This window comes from Rhizobium sp. F40D2 (genome assembly GCF_051810745.2).
Classification (GTDB): Bacteria; Pseudomonadota; Alphaproteobacteria; order Rhizobiales; family Rhizobiaceae; genus Rhizobium.
Window position 1 is genome coordinate 797,285 of sequence record NZ_JBPWQX020000004.1, and the last position, 16,936, is coordinate 814,220.

At 62.0% G+C, this 16,936-nt stretch carries 13 protein-coding genes; 5 read left to right on the forward strand and 8 right to left on the reverse strand.

The window, feature by feature from the left end; all coding sequences use genetic code 11:
* Positions 1–3: 3 nt before the first annotated feature.
* Both ACS4RS_RS32425 and ACS4RS_RS32430 read right to left on the reverse strand, forming a co-directional pair.
* Entirely contained in the window at positions 4–1,632 is a 1,629-nt protein-coding gene (locus tag ACS4RS_RS32425; protein WP_439012294.1) for a thiamine pyrophosphate-dependent enzyme, read from the reverse strand.
* Positions 1,629–2,804 carry an aromatic amino acid transaminase gene (locus ACS4RS_RS32430; RefSeq protein WP_439012295.1) on the reverse strand — a complete coding sequence of 392 codons (1,176 nt, stop codon included), beginning with the start codon at positions 2,802–2,804 and terminating at the stop codon, positions 1,629–1,631. Before ACS4RS_RS32430 ends, ACS4RS_RS32425 begins: the two co-directional genes overlap by 4 nt.
* A gap of 150 nt (positions 2,805–2,954) precedes the next feature.
* Between ACS4RS_RS32430 and ACS4RS_RS32435 the strand changes: the two genes are divergently transcribed.
* Complete coding sequence (locus tag ACS4RS_RS32435; protein ID WP_164007006.1) at positions 2,955–3,422, forward strand: Lrp/AsnC family transcriptional regulator; 468 nt, start codon at positions 2,955–2,957, stop codon at positions 3,420–3,422.
* 18 nt (positions 3,423–3,440) lie between these two features.
* On the opposite strand, the gene ACS4RS_RS32440 is transcribed toward ACS4RS_RS32435, so the two are convergent.
* The 6 genes from ACS4RS_RS32440 to ACS4RS_RS32465 all read right to left on the reverse strand — a co-directional run bounded on the left by ACS4RS_RS32440 (position 3,441) and on the right by ACS4RS_RS32465 (position 8,045).
* Positions 3,441–4,202 (reverse strand): ATP-binding cassette domain-containing protein, encoded by a 762-nt coding sequence (locus tag ACS4RS_RS32440; RefSeq protein WP_439012296.1) that lies wholly within the window; start codon positions 4,200–4,202, stop codon positions 3,441–3,443.
* Positions 4,199–5,239, reverse strand: a complete 1,041-nt coding sequence (locus tag ACS4RS_RS32445; protein ID WP_439012297.1) for an iron chelate uptake ABC transporter family permease subunit — start codon at positions 5,237–5,239, stop codon at positions 4,199–4,201. Before ACS4RS_RS32445 ends, ACS4RS_RS32440 begins: the two co-directional genes overlap by 4 nt.
* Positions 5,236–6,261, reverse strand: a complete 1,026-nt coding sequence (locus tag ACS4RS_RS32450) for an ABC transporter substrate-binding protein (RefSeq protein ID WP_439012298.1) — start codon at positions 6,259–6,261, stop codon at positions 5,236–5,238. The genes ACS4RS_RS32445 and ACS4RS_RS32450 overlap by 4 nt, the downstream gene beginning before the upstream one ends.
* A gap of 157 nt (positions 6,262–6,418) precedes the next feature.
* Positions 6,419–7,312 (reverse strand): alpha/beta fold hydrolase, encoded by an 894-nt coding sequence (locus tag ACS4RS_RS32455; RefSeq protein ID WP_449314118.1) that lies wholly within the window; start codon positions 7,310–7,312, stop codon positions 6,419–6,421.
* On the reverse strand, positions 7,284–7,565 hold the full coding sequence (locus tag ACS4RS_RS32460) for a hypothetical protein (RefSeq protein WP_054183935.1): 282 nt from the start codon (positions 7,563–7,565) through the stop codon (positions 7,284–7,286). Before ACS4RS_RS32460 ends, ACS4RS_RS32455 begins: the two co-directional genes overlap by 29 nt.
* 27 nt (positions 7,566–7,592) lie before the next feature.
* Complete coding sequence (locus ACS4RS_RS32465; protein ID WP_439012300.1) at positions 7,593–8,045, reverse strand: hypothetical protein; 453 nt, start codon at positions 8,043–8,045, stop codon at positions 7,593–7,595.
* Between the two features lie 226 nt (positions 8,046–8,271).
* Between ACS4RS_RS32465 and ACS4RS_RS32470 the strand changes: the two genes are divergently transcribed.
* The 4 genes from ACS4RS_RS32470 (at position 8,272) to ACS4RS_RS32485 (ending at position 16,893) form a co-directional block, all read left to right on the forward strand.
* Positions 8,272–14,571, forward strand: a complete 6,300-nt coding sequence (locus ACS4RS_RS32470) for a HAMP domain-containing protein (protein ID WP_439012301.1) — start codon at positions 8,272–8,274, stop codon at positions 14,569–14,571.
* Between the two features lie 10 nt (positions 14,572–14,581).
* Positions 14,582–16,258, forward strand: a complete 1,677-nt coding sequence (locus tag ACS4RS_RS32475) for a response regulator (protein WP_439012302.1) — start codon at positions 14,582–14,584, stop codon at positions 16,256–16,258.
* A gap of 94 nt (positions 16,259–16,352) precedes the next feature.
* Positions 16,353–16,610 carry a type II toxin-antitoxin system ParD family antitoxin gene (locus tag ACS4RS_RS32480; RefSeq protein ID WP_439012303.1) on the forward strand — a complete coding sequence of 86 codons (258 nt, stop codon included), beginning with the start codon at positions 16,353–16,355 and terminating at the stop codon, positions 16,608–16,610.
* Positions 16,603–16,893 carry a type II toxin-antitoxin system RelE/ParE family toxin gene (locus ACS4RS_RS32485; protein ID WP_439012304.1) on the forward strand — a complete coding sequence of 97 codons (291 nt, stop codon included), beginning with the start codon at positions 16,603–16,605 and terminating at the stop codon, positions 16,891–16,893. The genes ACS4RS_RS32480 and ACS4RS_RS32485 overlap by 8 nt, the downstream gene beginning before the upstream one ends.
* Positions 16,894–16,936: the final 43 nt, after the last annotated feature.

The following is a 16,936-nucleotide window of genomic DNA, read 5'->3' on the forward strand; positions in this document are numbered from 1 at the left end:
GATTCATTCGGCGTGCGGCGCCGGATGAATGAAAGGCCAGGGACTTGCCTCGGATCCCTTTTCGATCGGGACCTCGATGAGCACGGGTTCGTCGAGAGAGAGGGCTTTATCGATCGTGGCTTTGAGTTCGACGGCGCTTGCCACCTTGAATGCGCGGATACCGAAGCTCTCGGCAAGTGCGACAAAATCCGGATTGGTGAGATCCGAACCGAGATAGCGGCCCTGATACGCCTGCTTCTGATCGCGCAGAACATTGCCATAGGCCGAATTGTTGAAGACGATGGCGACGACATTGATCTTGTGCTGGACGGCGGTGGCAAGCTCCTGAACGCCGAACATGAAGCCGCCATCGCCGGAAACGGAAACAACGGCTTTATCGGGATTGGCGACCTTCACGCCCAAGGCGGTGTTGAAGCCAAAACCCAGATTGTCCTGATAACCGCATGTCACGTATTGGCGCGGGCCGTAGACCGGAAAGGCAAAACGGGCGGCAAAGCCCATCTGGCTGACCTCCTCGACGAAGAAGCCGTCTCTTGGCAGAGCCTGACGAATGGCATCGAGATAGCCAAGCTGCGGCTGCACTTCCGAGAACCGGGATCTGGCCTCGTTGTTGAGGTCGGCGAATTCGCCGGTGCGATCATCGCGCCGGAAGCCTGCCAATGCCTCGATGAGAGCCTGCGTTCCTGCCTTGGCATCGGCGACGATGCCGATACCGGGCTTGAGGCGGACCATTTCGGTCGGATCGATATCGATGCGGATGATCTTGAGGTCCTTCGGAAGCCATTTCCATCGCATGAACTGCAATTCGAGCCGGCTGCCAATGCCGATCAGAACGTCGGTCTTCTTCCAATATTCATAGGCGGCGACGAAGTTCAGATAGTTCGGGTGGTCGTCGGCGACGATGCCCTTGCCGGAACGATGGGAGGTGACCGGCGCCTGCAGCAGTTCCGCAAGGGCGGCGATCTCGGCGCCGGCATCCGCCGCACCGCCGCCGACCATGATCATCGGATTGCTGGCGCCCGATATCAGCGCTGCTGCGGCAGCGATCTGATCCGAGTTGACAGCCGGGTGAGGCGCTCTCTTGCCTAAGGGAAGATCGACTTCGGGGCCGGATTGACCAAAAACGTCCCATGGGGCTTCGACGGCTCCCGGACCCTGGCGGCCGGACAGCATCTTGCCGATGACCTCGGCCATGACGGGGCCTGCCTCGGACGGATGATTGATGCGTTCCGCCGTCTTGGTAAGCCCGCGCATCGTCGCGAGTTGATCGGGCAGTTCGTGCAACTGTCCTCTGCCTTGGCCGATCAGGTGGGACATGATGTTGCCGGTGATGCAAAGCACCGGCGCGTTGGCGCCGTAAGCGGTGCAAAGAGCTGCCCCGGAATTGAGAACACCCGGGCCGGGGACGACGGTATAGGCGCCGATCCGGCCGGTGGATTTGGCATAGCCATAGGCCATATATCCGGCGCCCTGTTCGTGCCTTGTGTGAATGAAGCGAACCTTGTCACGGGCGCCGTAGAGGGCATCGTTGAAATCATACATATGGGCGCCCGGGATGCCGAACACCGTGTCGACCCCATGGGCGACAAGCGATCGGGTCATCGCCTGGCCGGTCGTTTCCTTCGCACTCATTTCAAGCAGCCTTCGGCGCGAAGTGCGGTAACGATCGCGCCGGCATCGGCCGGCTGCATGCCAGCAAGGTTCATACGGCCGGAATCGGCCATGTAGATGCCGTGTTTGGCGCGCAGCGCCGCGGCCGTTTCTTTCGACATGGAGAGATTGGAGAACAGGCCGCGCTGCCGGCTGATAAAGGCCAGATCGGCGGCTGCGGCGGCGAGTGCCGCGCGGTTGCCGTTGACACGCTCGCACATCTCCTCGAGCTCGGCGCGCCACATTGCCGACATTTCGGGGCTCTCAAGGATGGTTCTGACGATCGCTGCGCCATGATCGGGCGGCATCGACCAGTTTACACGGGCAAGTGCAGCCATGTTGCTTTCTGCCTTGCCGATGTCATCGATGTTGCGGGTCATGGCGTAGAGCGCACCGACGCGCTCGCGATAGAGACCGAAGTTCTTGTCGCAGGAATAGGCGATCAGCGCCTCGTCGACCGCGTCGAGGATCATGCGGGTCGGTGCGGCGTCCTGCTCGAGACCGTCGCCAAGCCCCTGATAGGCAAGATCGATGAACGGCACCAATTTGTGCGCAACGAGCAGCTCGGTAATCTCTAGCCACTGCTCCATGGTGAAATCGATACCGGTCGGATTATGGCAGCAACCGTGAAGGAGGACGACATCGCCTTCCGCAGCGGAAGACAAGGCATCGACGACGCTTTCGAATTTGACCTGTTGCGACGTCAGATCGACGAAGGCGTAGTCCTTTACGGCCAAGCGCGCCGAGGCAAAGATCGGCGCGTGGTTCGGCCAGCTCGGTGTCCCCAACAGAACCTTTGCCGCCGGATTTGCCGTCTGGATGAGCTCGGCGCCGAGGCGTAACGCGCCGCTGCCGCCTGGCGTCTGAATGCCGACAAGGCGGTGATCGAACATCGGCGATTTGCCGAAAATGATGGGCTGCAGCAGGCGGACGAATTGCAGATCGCCTTCCGGGCCGAGGTATTTCTTGCTGTCCTGCGTCTCGAGAAGAATTTGTTCCGCCGCCTTTACGGCTCGCATCACCGGCGTGCGGCCCATGGCGTCGCGATAGACGCCGACGCCGAGGTCAATCTTTCCGCTGCGTTCGTCGACCTGAAAGGCCTTTATGAGGGCAAGCAGGCTGTCGGCTGGCCGGTTATTCAGTTTCTCAAACACAAGTCCACCTCCGTTTTATCCAGTGGTTGGAGATTAACGGAACTTCCGCGGCGATTTTATGCGATTATCTGCCCAATGCGGTATGCGGATGCAGACATTCTGCGTAATTTGGCTATACTATGCCGAAATTCTCCTTCTTTCGGGTGAGGCATGCTTGACCAGTTCGATATCAAATTGCTCGCCGCACTCCAGCAAAACAGTGAAGTGACGCAGGGTGAGCTGTCGCAGAAGGTCAATCTCTCCGCGACCCAATGCGCACGCCGTTTGGAAAGGCTGCGCAATGAGCAGTACATCCAGAGCGTCGTTGCCATCCTCAATCCTGCAAAACTGGGTTTTGCCGTCGTCGCTCATACCCTTGTCAGCCTGCGCGCGCATACGGAAGGCGGAAATGAACGGCTCCACCGCTTCATCGAAACCGCGCCGGAGATCCTGGAGTGTTATTCGCAGACGGGGGATGCCGATTTTCTGATGAAGGTCATGACGCGCGATCTCGACCATCTCAGCCAATTTCTCGAAAGAATGATCCGCGTCACCGACAATCTGGCCTCGGTCAAATCAAGCATCGTCCTCAAGACGCTGAAAAAGACGACTGCTTTGCCGCTGCAGATCGTGACGTGAAGGCCGCTTCATCCACTCTCATCTAAGATAGTGGATATGCGGGCGCGAATGGTAGGGCGAGGCTTCGATGCGGGCCTCGACGGAAAAGACATCGCGCAGGAGATCCTCGCTCAGCACGTCCTGCGGCGCGCCGGTGGCGACGATCCTGCCTTGCTGCATGATGATCAGCTCATCGCAGAACATGGCAGCATGGTTGAGATCGTGCAGGGCGACGATGGTGGTGATCGGCAGGCCGGAGACGAGCCGCATCAGGCCGATCTGGTGCTGGATGTCGAGATGGTTGGTGGGCTCGTCGAGGATCAATTCCCTAGGCGACTGGGCGAGCGCTCTGGCAATATGGGTGCGCTGCTTTTCACCGCCCGACAGGTTCTGCCAGCGATCGTCGCGCTTCTCCGCCATGCCGGCGCGGGCGAGCGCTGTTTCGACCGCCTCTTCGTCGGCGCTCGTCCAGCCGGAGAACATCGAGCGATGCGGGAAGCGGCCGAGCTTGACGACATCGACGACCTTCAGATTGGCATTTGTCGTCGCATGCTGCTCGACGAAGGCGATGCGCCGAGCGATCGAACGGCGGCTGATCGAGCTGATATCGCTCCGGTCGAGCGTAACTCGGCCGGAATGCGGCCGCTTCAACCCGGCGAGAAGCCGCAGCAACGAGGTCTTGCCGGAGCCGTTCGGACCGAGCAGGCCGAGCATCCGGCCCGGCCGCGCCTCCAGGGAAACGCCGTCCAGAATGGTCTTCCTACCAATTTTCCAAGTGAGATTGTCGGCCTTGATGCTCATGACGCGCGCTGGAACCGGTAGAGGATGATCGAGAAGAAGGGAACGCCGACCAGCGCCGTGACAACGCCAATCGGCAGGATCTGGTTGGGAATGAGGGCGCGCGCGGCAATGTCGGCGAGCACCATGAAAATCGCTCCCGCGATGGCGCAGGCCGGCAGAAGACGGATATGGAGCGGCCCGACGACAAAGCGGGCGACATGCGGCACGACGAGGCCGACGAAGCCGATTGAGCCGACCATGCTGACGATCGTCGCCGTCATCATCGCGGTGAGCGCGAAGAGCACCATGCGGGCGCGGCCGACATTGACACCGAGCGAGGATGCCGCCTCGTCGCCGAAAGCAAACGCGTCGAGCACGCGGGCATAAAACAGACAGGCGGCAAGGCCGAGGCCGACGACAACCGAGACCAGCGCGAATTCCGGCCAGCGCACGCCGCTGAAACTGCCGAGCAGCCAGAACATCACGTCGCGGGCCTGCTGCGCATTGGCCGAGGTGGTGACGATGTAGGAGGTCGAGGCATTGAAGAGTTGCGAGGCAGCCACACCGGCAAGAATGGTGCGGTCCGCACCGCCGCGCGTGCCGTTCGAGAGCAGCGCCACGAAGAAGAAGGCGGCGAAGGCGCCGGCAAAGGCCCCTGATGACAGCGAGACCGCGCCCGCGCCGAGCCCCAGGATGACGATCGCCACGGCGCCGGTGGAGGCGCCGGCGGAGATGCCGAGCACATAGGGTTCGGCAAGCGGATTGCGCAGCAGCGACTGCATGATGGCGCCCGACAGCGCCAGTCCCGCGCCGCAAAAGGCCGCGACCAGTGCGCGGCTCAGGCGATAATCCCAGATCACCGTTTCGTGGATGCGGTTCAATTCGACTGCGGTCCATCCGAGTCGGTTGGTAACGGCCGAAAACGTGGTCGCCAGCGGAATCGGCAGGTCGCCGATCCCGACGCTGACGCCAATAGCGACAGCGATGAGACAGAAGGAAGCCAGGAGCAGCGCGGCGACCCCTCCCAACTGCCGGATGAGACGGCCGGCGTCGCTCACTTCAGGAGACCGAGGGCCTTCAACTGCTCGGCCACCTGTTCGGCGCCGTAGATCGTCCGGATGGTCGGATTCATCGCCTGGCCGTCCATGACGACGAGCGCCTTGTTCTTGACGGCCGGGGTCTGGCGGACGGCCGGATCGGTGTTCAGGAAGTTGATCTTGGCCTCAGGCTTGTCGAGTTCCCAGCGGTTGCGGTCGAGGCTGGCGACGACAATGACGTCGGGGTTGGCTGCGATGATGCCTTCCCAGCCGACGGTTGGCCATTCTGCTTCCGCCGATATCGCATTGTGGCCGCCGAGCAGGTCGGCAATGAAGCCGGAGGCGCTGTTCTTGCCGCCGACATAGGCATCGGCCGACGGGCTGGGGCTCGAAAACCAGAAGACGTAGGAGAGGTTCTTGCCGTCCTTGGCAACGCTCCCGCGAAGCTTGGCTTCACGCGCCTTGAAGTCGGCGATCAGCGCCTGGCCGCGATCGGCGACGTCGAAAATCTGCGAGAGTTCATCGATCTCCTTGTAGAGCAGATCCATGTTCCAGAGTTCGGCGCGGCTGCCGTATTGGTCCCTGACATCCTTGGTGCTGAGGCAGGTGCTCGGCGAAAGATAGGTGGCGACGCCGACCTTATCGAAATCCTCGCGCTTGGCGATCTTGCTGTTCGGTCCGACCAGGCTTGGCAACGCCACGGCCATGAAGTCGGGATCTTCGGCGAGCATCGATTCGAAGGTCGGCATCTCGACTGTGAGAAGCTTGACCTTGGCATTGGCTTCAGCCAACTGCGGCAGCACCTTGCTCGGCCAGAAAGCCGTGCCGACCATCTTGTCCTCAAGGCCGAGCAGCAGCAGGATTTCCGCGCTGTTCTGGCCGAGGCCGATCGCTCGCTCGGGCGCCTTCTTGAAGGTCACCTCAGCGCCGCAGTTTTCGAACGTCAGCGGGTAGGCCGTCGAACCAGCCAATGACGGGGTTGCGGCAAGGCCGATCAGGGCGGAAAGGCCGCAGGCGGCCAGAAGTGATTTGAGGCTGGTCACGTAGAAATCCCGGTGCGTGAGTGTATGCGGCCGGGGTATAGCCTCAGAAACGGCTGGAAAACAAGACCAAAAAAATCAACTTTTCGCAGAAATCGGCAGTGTCGAACATTGTTGTCGGATGGCCTGCTGCGCGAGCGCGTCGTCTCAAGCATTGACACTAGGCGCCTTCGAGAAACCCCCGGATTGCCTGCGAGAGTGCTTCCGGGTTCTCTTCAGCGACATGATGGCCGCTGTCTATGCCGAAGCCGCGCACGTCGTCTGCCCAGTCCCGCCAGATTGCGACGGGATCGCCATAGATCTGTTCCATATCGTCGCGCAGCGACCAAAGGCAGAGCATCGGGCAGGTCACTTTCCGGCCGGTGTCGCGGTCATCGCGGTCGTGGAGATGGTCGATGCTGAGGCCAGCGCGGTAATCCTCGATCATCCCGTGGATGACGTGGGGGTCTTGAATGACGTTGAGGAGGTCGTCATAGGCCGGCCTGCCCATCAGCGCCGGCGCAAGTTTGTCGTACCACGCCAGGGGATCGGCGGAGATCGCCCGCTCCGGCTTCTCCGGCTGGGCGAAGAAGAACCAATGGTACCAGTCTCTCGCAAATTTCCAGTCTGCGCGTTCAAGATGTTCGATGATGGGAATGCCGTCGGCGATGACGAGTTTTCGTACGCGGTCGGGATGGTCCATCGCCATTCGGAAAGCAGTCAGGCTTCCACGGTCATGACCGACGATCGCGAAGTTTTCGTGCCCCAGTCGCCGCATCAGCTCGACGAGGGCTTCGCCCTTGGCCCGCTTTGAGGAATTTCTGCTGTCGGCGGTATCGGCGGGCTGGTAGGAGCGGCCGAAGCCGGGCAGATCCGGACAGACAACCGTGTAGTCGGAATACAATAGATTCGCCACCTTGCCCCAGGTCATATGTGTCCTGGGATGGCCGTGGAGTAGAAGAACGGCGGGGCCTGATCCGCCGTGGCGGACGCGAAGCGAACCCGGCCCAACGTCGACGGTCTCGAGAGAAAAGCCTTCGAAATGCTCAGCTGAGTTTTCCCACGAGCTTCGCATAATCCGAAAATGTCAGCTGTTCGCCTTTCCCGGCGGCCTCACCGGCGAGTTGCAACACCCGGATGGGAAACAGGATCGCGGCGCGGTTGGCGCCCGACAGCTCATGATCGTCGTCCTCCTCGATCGCCTTTTGGGCTTTCGACAGCGCGGCGTTGATTTCCCCGCGCGTGAGCACGTCCTTGTCGACGATTGCGTCGCAGATCGACGTCATCGCCATGATCAGCCCCTTGAGCTGCAGATTGGCCGTATTCATGTGAACTCCAATAAAAAGGGGTGCCCTCTAATCCGGTTGGACTGGGCGGATCGTGTCGACCGAGACCATCCCTTCGACGATGCCGCGCTTGATATCGCGTCTGTTCCGGTCGATCTCTATGACAGTATAGAGCTTGTCGTCGCGGAAGGCACTGGCATTGGCGGTCGTCACATCCTCGGCGGGAGCCGCATCCACTTCCATGAAGTCGAGTTCGCGCGCCGCGGCGACGATCCTGGCGTCACCCGGCGTTCTGGCGGCCACGACGACGATGCCGTGGCCGGGAGCGTTGTCCCATCTCGGATCGCCGGGAGCGGCGATCGGTTCCAGTCGGTAGATGTTGAGTATCTCGCCTGCCGTTTCGGGCGAGGCTTCCGCCGCAGCATCCTGCATTTGCGCCTGGCTCTCCACCGACTTTCCGAAGGTGGTCGCGCTGGTCGCGTTGTTGATCTCTTCCTTGCCTGTCCTTGAGACGTTCGACATGTCGCTCTCCCTTATCAGGACGGAAACGACGGCTGGCGCGGAACTGTTCCCGCCTGCACGAAAAACCGCAAACCGCTTCCAAAGGGATTTCCGGCAGGCGTGGCGGATTTATGCAGCTATGAAGATCATTTTGAATGCTAAATCATGATAAAGCTGTATGCGGGATCGCCCATACCATTTTCCGCGTTGAGCACTAAATCACCAATCGTCGAAGAGGGGGATTTTCGTGAGCAACCAAACCAGCGAACTTGCGCGCGAGAGCGTCGCTGCAGACAGCCTCAATGGCCACGACCACAAAACTATAGCAATGGACGATGCCAGCGCGCTCCTGGAGGTCCTCGTCGCGGTCAGGCGCGGCGACTTTTCCGTGCGGATGCGGTCGGATCTGACCGGCGTCACCGGCAAGATCGCCGATGCTTTCAACGATATCATCGCCGGCAATCAGCGCATGGCTCAGCAGCTCGAACATGTCGGTCAGGTCGTCGGCAAGGATGGGCGGACGAGCACGCGGGTACGCTTCGGCTTGTCCGATGGGTCCTGGTCGGAGATGGAAGGATCGATAAACGGCCTGATCGACGATCTACTGTGGCCGACGACGGCCGTCACCCGCACGATCACTGCGGTCGCCAAGGGAGATCTGCTGCAGACCGTGCCGCTCGATGTCGACGGCCGGGCGCTCAAAGGCGAGTTCCTCCGATCAGCCGATATCGTCAACACGATGATCAAGCAGCTGAGCGTCTTCACCTCCGAGGTGACGCGCGTTGCCCGCGAGGTCGGCACGGACGGAAAACTCGGCGGACAGGCGCAGGTGCCTGAAGTGACCGGCGTCTGGAAGGACTTGACCGAAAGCGTCAACTCGATGGCGTCGAACCTGACGGCGCAGGTGCGCAACATCGCTGAAGTGACGATCGCGGTTGCCAACGGCGACCTTTCCAAGAAGATCACCGTCGACGTGCGCGGCGAGATCCTGCAGCTGAAGGAAGCCATCAACACCATGGTCGACCAGCTGCGCTCCTTCGCCTCGGAAGTAACGCGTGTTGCCCGCGAAGTCGGCACTGAAGGCAAGCTCGGCGGCCAGGCGCTGGTGCCGGGTGTCGCCGGCACCTGGAAGGACCTGACCGACTCCGTCAACGCCATGTGCGGTAATCTGACGGCTCAGGTTCGCAACATTGCCCAGGTGACAACGGCCGTGGCGCGCGGTGACCTGTCACGCAAGATCACCGTCGACGTCTCGGGCGAAATCCTGGAGTTGAAGGAAACCATCAACACCATGGTCGACCAGCTCAACGGCTTTGCCGGCGAAGTGACGCGCGTGGCGCGTGAGGTCGGCACCGAAGGGCGGCTCGGCGGTCAGGCGCAGGTGCCAGGTGTCGCCGGCACCTGGAAGGACCTGACCGACAACGTCAATTCCATGGCCTCGAACCTCACCGCGCAGGTGCGCAACATCGCCGAGGTGTCGACCGCCATCGCCAACGGCGACCTATCGAAGAAGATCACGGTGACGGTGTCGGGGGAAATTCTCGAGCTGAAGGAAACCATCAATACGATGGTCGATCAGTTGAACGCCTTCGCTTCGGAAGTCACCCGCGTCGCCCGCGAAGTCGGAACCGAGGGCCGGCTCGGCGGCCAGGCCAATGTGCGCGGCGTTGCCGGCACCTGGAAGGATCTGACCGAGAACGTCAACTCGATGGGTGGCAATCTGACGGCGCAGGTGCGCAATATCGCCGAAGTCTCGACCGCGATCGCCAATGGCGACCTGTCGAAAAAGATCACCGTCGACGTGAAGGGTGAGATCCTGGAGCTGAAGGAAACCATCAATACGATGGTCGATCAGTTGAACGCCTTCGCTTCGGAAGTCACCCGCGTCGCCCGCGAAGTCGGAACCGAGGGCCGGCTCGGCGGCCAGGCCAATGTGCGCGGCGTCGCCGGCACCTGGAAGGATCTGACCGACAGCGTCAATTCCATGGCCTCCAACCTGACGGGGCAGGTGCGCAACATCGCCGAAGTCGCGACGGCCGTCGCCCAGGGCGATCTGTCGAAGAAGATCACCGTCACTGTGTCGGGCGAAATCCTCGAGCTGAAGGAGACCATCAACACGATGGTCGATCAGCTCAACGGCTTTGCCGGCGAGGTGACGCGCGTGGCGCGCGAGGTCGGCACGGAAGGCCGGCTCGGCGGCCAGGCAAACGTGCTTGGCGTCGCCGGTACGTGGAAGGACCTGACCGACAGCGTCAACTCCATGGCTGGCAACCTGACGGCACAGGTCCGCAACATCGCCGAGGTCTCGACCGCTATCGCCAATGGCGACCTGTCGAAGAAAATCACGGTGTCGGTTTCGGGGGAAATCCTCGAGCTCAAGGAAACACTGAACACCATGGTCGATCAGCTGAACCGCTTCGCCTCGGAAGTGACCCGCGTCGCCCGTGAAGTCGGCACCGAAGGCAAGCTCGGTGGCCAGGCGCAGGTGCCGGGCGTCGCCGGCACTTGGAAGGACTTGACCGAAAACGTCAATTCCATGGCGTCCAACCTGACCGGCCAGGTGCGCAACATTGCCGAAGTCACGACGGCTGTGGCGCGCGGGGACCTGTCGCGCAAGATCACCGTTGACGTGAAGGGGGAAATCCTCGAACTGAAAAATACCATCAATACGATGGTGGATCAGCTCAATGCCTTTGCCGGCGAAGTGACGCGTGTTGCGCGCGAAGTCGGCACCGAAGGCAAGCTCGGCGGCCAGGCGCAGGTGTCCGGCGTCGCCGGCACCTGGAAGGATCTGACCGACAGCGTCAATTCGATGGCCGGCAACCTGACGGCGCAGGTGCGCAACATCGCCGAGGTGGCGACCGCGATCGCCAATGGTGACTTGTCGCGCAAGATCACCGTCGACGTGCGCGGCGAAATCCTGCTGCTGAAGGATACGCTGAATACCATGGTCGATCAGCTTCGCTCCTTTGCCGGCGAAGTGACGCGTGTGGCGCGCGAAGTCGGCACCGATGGCCGCCTCGGCGGCCAGGCCGTCGTTCCCGGCGTCGCCGGCACCTGGAAGGATTTGACCGACAACGTCAACCTGCTCGCCGCCAATCTGACGACCCAGGTTCGAAACATCGCCGAGGTGACGACGGCCGTGGCGCGCGGCGACCTCTCACGCAAGATCACCGTCGACGTGAAGGGGGAAATTCTCGAACTGAAGAACACCATAAACACCATGGTGGACCAGCTCAACGCCTTCGCCGGTGAAGTCACGCGCGTTGCCCGCGAGGTCGGCACGGAAGGCAAGCTCGGGGGCCAGGCGCAGGTGCCGGGTGTCGCCGGCACCTGGAAGGACCTGACCGACACCGTCAACGTCATGGCCGCCAACCTAACCGAACAGGTGCGCGGCATCGTCAAGGTGGTGACGGCGGTGGCCAACGGCGACCTCAAGCAGAACCTCACCGTCGCTTCCAAGGGCGAGGTGGCGGCGCTCGCCGAGACCATCAACAACATGACCAATACGCTTGCGACCTTCGCCGATCAGGTGACCACGGTGGCACGTGAGGTGGGCGTGGAAGGGCGCCTCGGCGGTCAGGCCAATGTCCCTGGTACGGCCGGGACCTGGAAGGATTTGACCGGCAACGTCAACCTGCTTGCCGCCAACCTGACGACGCAGGTGCGCGCCATTGCCGAGGTGGCCACCGCCGTCACCAAGGGCGACCTGACGCGCTCGATCAAGGTCGATGCGCGCGGCGAAGTCGCCGAGCTCAAAGACAATATCAACACGATGATCGACAACCTTCGGCTGACCACCGAGCGCAACACCGAACAGGACTGGCTGAAGACCAACCTGGCCCGCTTCACCAATATGCTGCAGGGCCAGCGCGACCTGACGCTGGTCGGCAAGTTGCTGCTGTCGGAGCTGGCGCCGCTCGTCAGCGCGCATCAGGGAGTGATCTATCAGGTCGATGCCGATGAGGAACAACCGTTCCTGTCGCTTCTGTCGGTCTATGCGCAAGGGGTCGAGGCGGCACATCCGCCGCGGCTCGATTTCGGCCAGGGACTTGTCGGCCAGTGCGCCAGTGACGCCCGCCGGATCCTTGTCACCGACCTTCCCGAGAATGTCGTTCCGATCAGTTCCGGCGTGTTCACGACCCTGCCGCGAAGCGCGATCGTGCTGCCGGTGCATTTCGAGGGGCAGGTGAAAGCGGTGATCGAGCTTGCCTCCGCCGGCGAGTTCACCGAGCTGCAGCTGTCCTTCCTCGACCAGCTGACGACGTCGATCGGCATCGTCCTCAATTCGATCGAGGCGACCATGCAGACCGAAGGCCTGCTCAAGCAATCGCAGAAACTCGCCGCCGAGCTGCAGACGCAGCAACGCGAGCTGCAACAGACCAACGAGCAGCTCGGGCAGAAGGCGCAGCAGCTCGAAGAACGCAACGTCGAAGTCGAGGCGAAGAACCAGGAGATCGAGCAGGCCCGGCGTGCGCTGGAGGAAAAGGCCACCGAGCTGGCCCTGACATCGAAGTACAAATCCGAATTCCTCGCCAACATGTCGCACGAGCTGCGCACGCCTTTGAATTCGATCCTCATTCTCGGCCAGCAGCTCGGCGAAAACCCCGACGGCAATCTGTCGGGCAAACAGGTCGAGTTTGCCAAGACCATTCACGGCGCCGGAACCGATCTGCTCAACCTGATCAGCGATATCCTCGACCTGTCGAAGATCGAATCCGGAACGGTTTCGGTCGATGCCGAGGAGATTTTCGTCAGCAACCTGCTCGAGGTGATGGCCCGGCCATTCCGGCACGAGGCGGAAAACCGGAGCCTGTCGTTCGCGGTCGAGATCGGCGGTGATGTCACGAAGAGTATCATCACGGATTCGAAGCGGCTGCAGCAGATCCTCAAGAACCTGCTGTCGAACGCCTTCAAATTCACCGCGCAAGGCGGTGTGACGCTTCGCGTCGCGTTGGCAGCGAGCGGCTGGTCGCCGGATCATCCGTCGCTCCGGCACGCGCCTTCGGTCATCGCCTTCGAAGTCGTCGACACCGGCATCGGCATCCCGCCGGAAAAGCAGCGCATCATTTTCGAGGCGTTCCAGCAGGCGGACGCCTCGACGAGCCGCAAATATGGCGGCACCGGTCTCGGGCTGGCGATTAGCCGCGAACTGGCAAACCTCCTGGGCGGCGAGATCCAGCTGCGCAGCACGCCGGGCGTCGGCAGCACCTTCGTCCTCTATCTGCCGCTGACCTATGTCGGTGCCGGCGCGGTTGCGCCGAAGTCCCTTCCGTCGGCCAATGTTGTGGAGTTCGCCGAGGCGGCGGCGAGCCGCCGCGCCGAGAAGACCATCGAACATGTGGCAGACGACCGCCAGCAGATCGCGGCCGGCGACTCGGTGCTGCTCGTCGTCGAGGACGATGCGCATTACGCCCGTGTCCTGGTCGATCTTGCCCGTGACAGCGGATTCAAGGTTCTGGTGGCGATGCGTGGCAGCGATGCGCTGTCGCTCGCGCAGGACTACCGGCCGGCGGCGATCTCCCTCGACATCTTCCTGCCCGATATGCTTGGCTGGACGGTGCTTAGCCAGCTCAAGCAGAATCCGCAGACGCGCCATATCCCGGTGCAGATCATCAGTCTCGACGAGGATCGCCAGCATGGGCTGACCCGCGGCGCCTTCGCGTTCATGAGCAAACCGACGACGCCAGAGGGTCTCGGCAAGGCTCTATCGCGCTTGAAGGCCTACGCGCAGCCGCGCCGCAAGCATCTGCTGCTGGTGGAAGACAACGAGGCCGAGCGGCTAAGCGTCACTGCACTTCTCGGACATGACGACATCGACATTACAAGTGTCGGCTCCGGATCGGAGGCGCTCGCCGCTCTCAGGCAGGATCCGCCGGATTGCGTGGTGCTCGACCTTTCGCTGCCTGACATGTCCGGCTTCGATGTCCTGGAGCAGATACGCGACGACGCCGAGATCGGTGAGGTGCCGGTGGTCGTCTTCACGGGCCGGGAGCTTTCCCCTGAGGAGGATGCGACGCTGCACAGCATGGCCCGAAGCGTCGTCGTGAAGGGCGTCGAGTCTCCGGAGCGTCTCCTCGATGAGACGGCTCTCTTCCTGCACCGGGTCGTCGCCGACCTGCCGGCGGCAAAACAGGCGACCCTGCAGGAACTGCACAGCTCGGACGAGGATCTTGTCGACGAGACCGTGCTGCTCGTCGACGACGATGCCCGCAATATCTTTGCGCTGAGCAGCGTGCTGGAACGCCGGGGAATGCGGGTGCTGACGGCGACGACCGGCAGCGAAGCCATCGACGTCATCAACAACGAGCCTTCGGTGGCGATTGTGCTGATGGATATCATGATGCCGGGAATGGACGGCTACGAGACGATGCAGGTCATCCGCTCGGAGCCACGGTTCCGGCGGCTGCCGATCCTGGCGCTGACGGCCAAGGCAATGAAGGGTGACCGGGAGAAATGCCTGGAAGCAGGCGCATCCGATTACCTGGCGAAGCCGGTCAATACCGAACAGCTTCTGTCGGCGCTTCGCATGTGGCTGCACCGCTGAGGAACCGGTCATGAACCCCGTCAACATCCTTCTCGTCGACGATCAGCCTGCGAAACTTCTGAGCTACGAGGTCATTCTCGAAGAGCTCGAGGAAAACCTCATCAAGGCGCAATCGGCGCGCGAAGCTTTCGAGCACCTGCTGCGCACCGAAATCGCCGTGATCCTCGTCGATGTCTGCATGCCCGAACAAGATGGCTTCGAGCTGGTCGGCATGATCCGGCAGCATCCGCGCTATCAGAACACGCCGATCATCTTCGTCTCCGCGGTGATGCTGGCCGAACCCGACCGGCTGCGCGGTTATGCGGTGGGCGCCGTCGATTACGTCTCCGTCCCGATCGTGCCTGATGTGCTGAGAGCCAAGGTCAGGGTCTTTGCCGATCTCTACAGGAAGACGCGGGAACTCGAACGGCTGAATACAGAACTGGAGGCTCGGGTTCGCCAGCGTACCGCCGAGCTCGAGGCCTCGGCCGCTCAGCTGCGGGAGCTTAACGAGGAGTTGGAGCACCGGATCGATCAAAGGACGCGGGAGCGCGAGGAGGCGCTGGCGCAGCTGTTCGAGGCGCAGAAGCTCGACACGATCGGTCACCTGACGGGTGGGGTGGCGCATGACTTCAACAATCTTCTGATGGCGGTGCTCGGCAGCCTTGGGCTTCTGAAGAAGCGGCTTCCGGCGGATGAACGCAGCGAACGTCTGCTGACGAATGCGATCCAGGCGGCCGAGCGCGGCACGGCGCTGACCCAGCGCCTGCTTGCCTTCGCTCGCCGCCAGGAGCTCAAGCCGCAGGCGGTCGATTTCCTCAGGCTGTTCGAAAACGTCGAGGATCTTCTCGCCAAAGCAGTGGGGCCGCGCATCGAAATCCACAAGCGCATTCCAGCGAATCTGGCGCCGCTTCTGGTGGATAGCAACCAGCTGGAGCTGGCGCTGCTCAACCTGTTCGTCAATGCCCGTGATGCGCTCGAAAGCGGCGGCGCCGTGACGGTTGCCGCGGCAGCGGCCGAAGACACTCGGCCGGCCGGTCTCGCCGGCGGCAATTACATTAGGATATCGGTGTCGGATAATGGCGAGGGCATGGATGAGGCAACCGTCGCTCGCGCCGCTGAACCGTTTTTCACCACCAAAGGGGTCGGCAAGGGCACCGGTCTCGGCCTGTCGATGGTGCATGGCCTGGCAGCACAATCCGGCGGCTCGATCCAGATATCGAGCGCGAGAGACAAGGGCACGACCGTATCCCTTTGGCTGCCCGTCGCCGAAGCCTTCGTCAAGACGGAGCCGGCCGTCGAGCCTCCCGCGCCGGAAGCCCTGAACCCGGTGTCACGGCCGCTCGCCATTCTCGTCGTCGACGACGATGCGCTTGTCCGGACGGGAACCGTGGCGATGCTGGAGGATCTCGGCCACCTGCCGCGCGAGGCCTCTTCCGCCTCGCAGGCCCTGGAATTCCTTGCCGAGGGACGAGATTGCGATCTCGTCATCACCGATCATGCGATGCCCGGCATGACAGGCGCCGAGCTTGCGCGCCACCTCCGCTCGGCCTTCCCGGGCCTGCCCATCATCCTCGCCTCGGGCTATGCCGAATTTTCCGAAGATCACGGTCTCGGCCGGATGCTCCGGATGACCAAGCCCTTCACCCAGGAACAGCTTCAGGCGGCCATGGACAAGGCACTCTCAGGCAAGGTCGCGGCGGCGTGACGGTCGAAACGTCTTACAATCATGGACCGGCGGCCAGTTCTATTTGTCGCGTTTATCAAAAACTGATAATATCGCTTCAACGAAAGGTATCGCCATGCCCTCCAGCTACAATATTGGCCCCCGCTATGAAGGGCTTGTCCGCGAGCTTGTCGAAAGCGGGCGCTATGCCAGCGCCAGCGAGGTCGTGCGCGATAGCCTGCGGCTGCTGGAACAGCGAGAGGAAATTCGCGCGCTTGAGCTGGAAAAACTTAAGCGGGAGTATGCTGAGAGTAAAGCTAGCGGCGAGCCCGAAGAGGTTGATCCCGCGCGCTTCCTGCAAGAGCTGAAAGCAGAACGCGCAGCCCGTGGCTAAATACAGGTTGTCTCCCCGTGCGCAGCGTCAGATGCGAGATATCTGGCGCGATATCGCCGTTCATAACGAACCCGCAGCGGACAGGCTCCTGCAGAAGCTTTTCGATAAGTTCGAGCTCGTTGCCATCCATCCCGAAATGGGGCCTGCTCGACCGGATATCAGCCCTGTTGCACGTCTGGTTGTGGAGGGGCGTTACATCGTCATCTATGAACCCACGAACTATGGCGCTGAAATTGTCGTGATTGTCCACGGGATGCGCGAGCCATCGACCTGGCTCGACTGAGGCGGCCTCTTGTAAGCCTGTGATATGTTTTCCGGTGACGGTG

What these genes read in the sequence shown, in the direction of transcription:
- ACS4RS_RS32425 (WP_439012294.1), bottom strand. Translation starts at nt 1,632, where the DNA reads ATGAGTGCGAAGGAAACGACCGGCCAGGCGATGACCCGATCGCTTGTC.
- ACS4RS_RS32435 (WP_164007006.1), top strand. Translation starts at nt 2,955, where the DNA reads ATGCTTGACCAGTTCGATATCAAATTGCTCGCCGCACTCCAGCAAAAC.
- ACS4RS_RS32440 (WP_439012296.1), bottom strand. Translation starts at nt 4,202, where the DNA reads ATGAGCATCAAGGCCGACAATCTCACTTGGAAAATTGGTAGGAAGACC.
- ACS4RS_RS32455 (WP_449314118.1), bottom strand. Translation starts at nt 7,312, where the DNA reads ATGCGAAGCTCGTGGGAAAACTCAGCTGAGCATTTCGAAGGCTTTTCT.
- ACS4RS_RS32460 (WP_054183935.1), bottom strand. Translation starts at nt 7,565, where the DNA reads ATGAATACGGCCAATCTGCAGCTCAAGGGGCTGATCATGGCGATGACG.
- ACS4RS_RS32465 (WP_439012300.1), bottom strand. Translation starts at nt 8,045, where the DNA reads ATGTCGAACGTCTCAAGGACAGGCAAGGAAGAGATCAACAACGCGACC.
- ACS4RS_RS32475 (WP_439012302.1), top strand. Translation starts at nt 14,582, where the DNA reads ATGAACCCCGTCAACATCCTTCTCGTCGACGATCAGCCTGCGAAACTT.
- ACS4RS_RS32480 (WP_439012303.1), top strand. Translation starts at nt 16,353, where the DNA reads ATGCCCTCCAGCTACAATATTGGCCCCCGCTATGAAGGGCTTGTCCGC.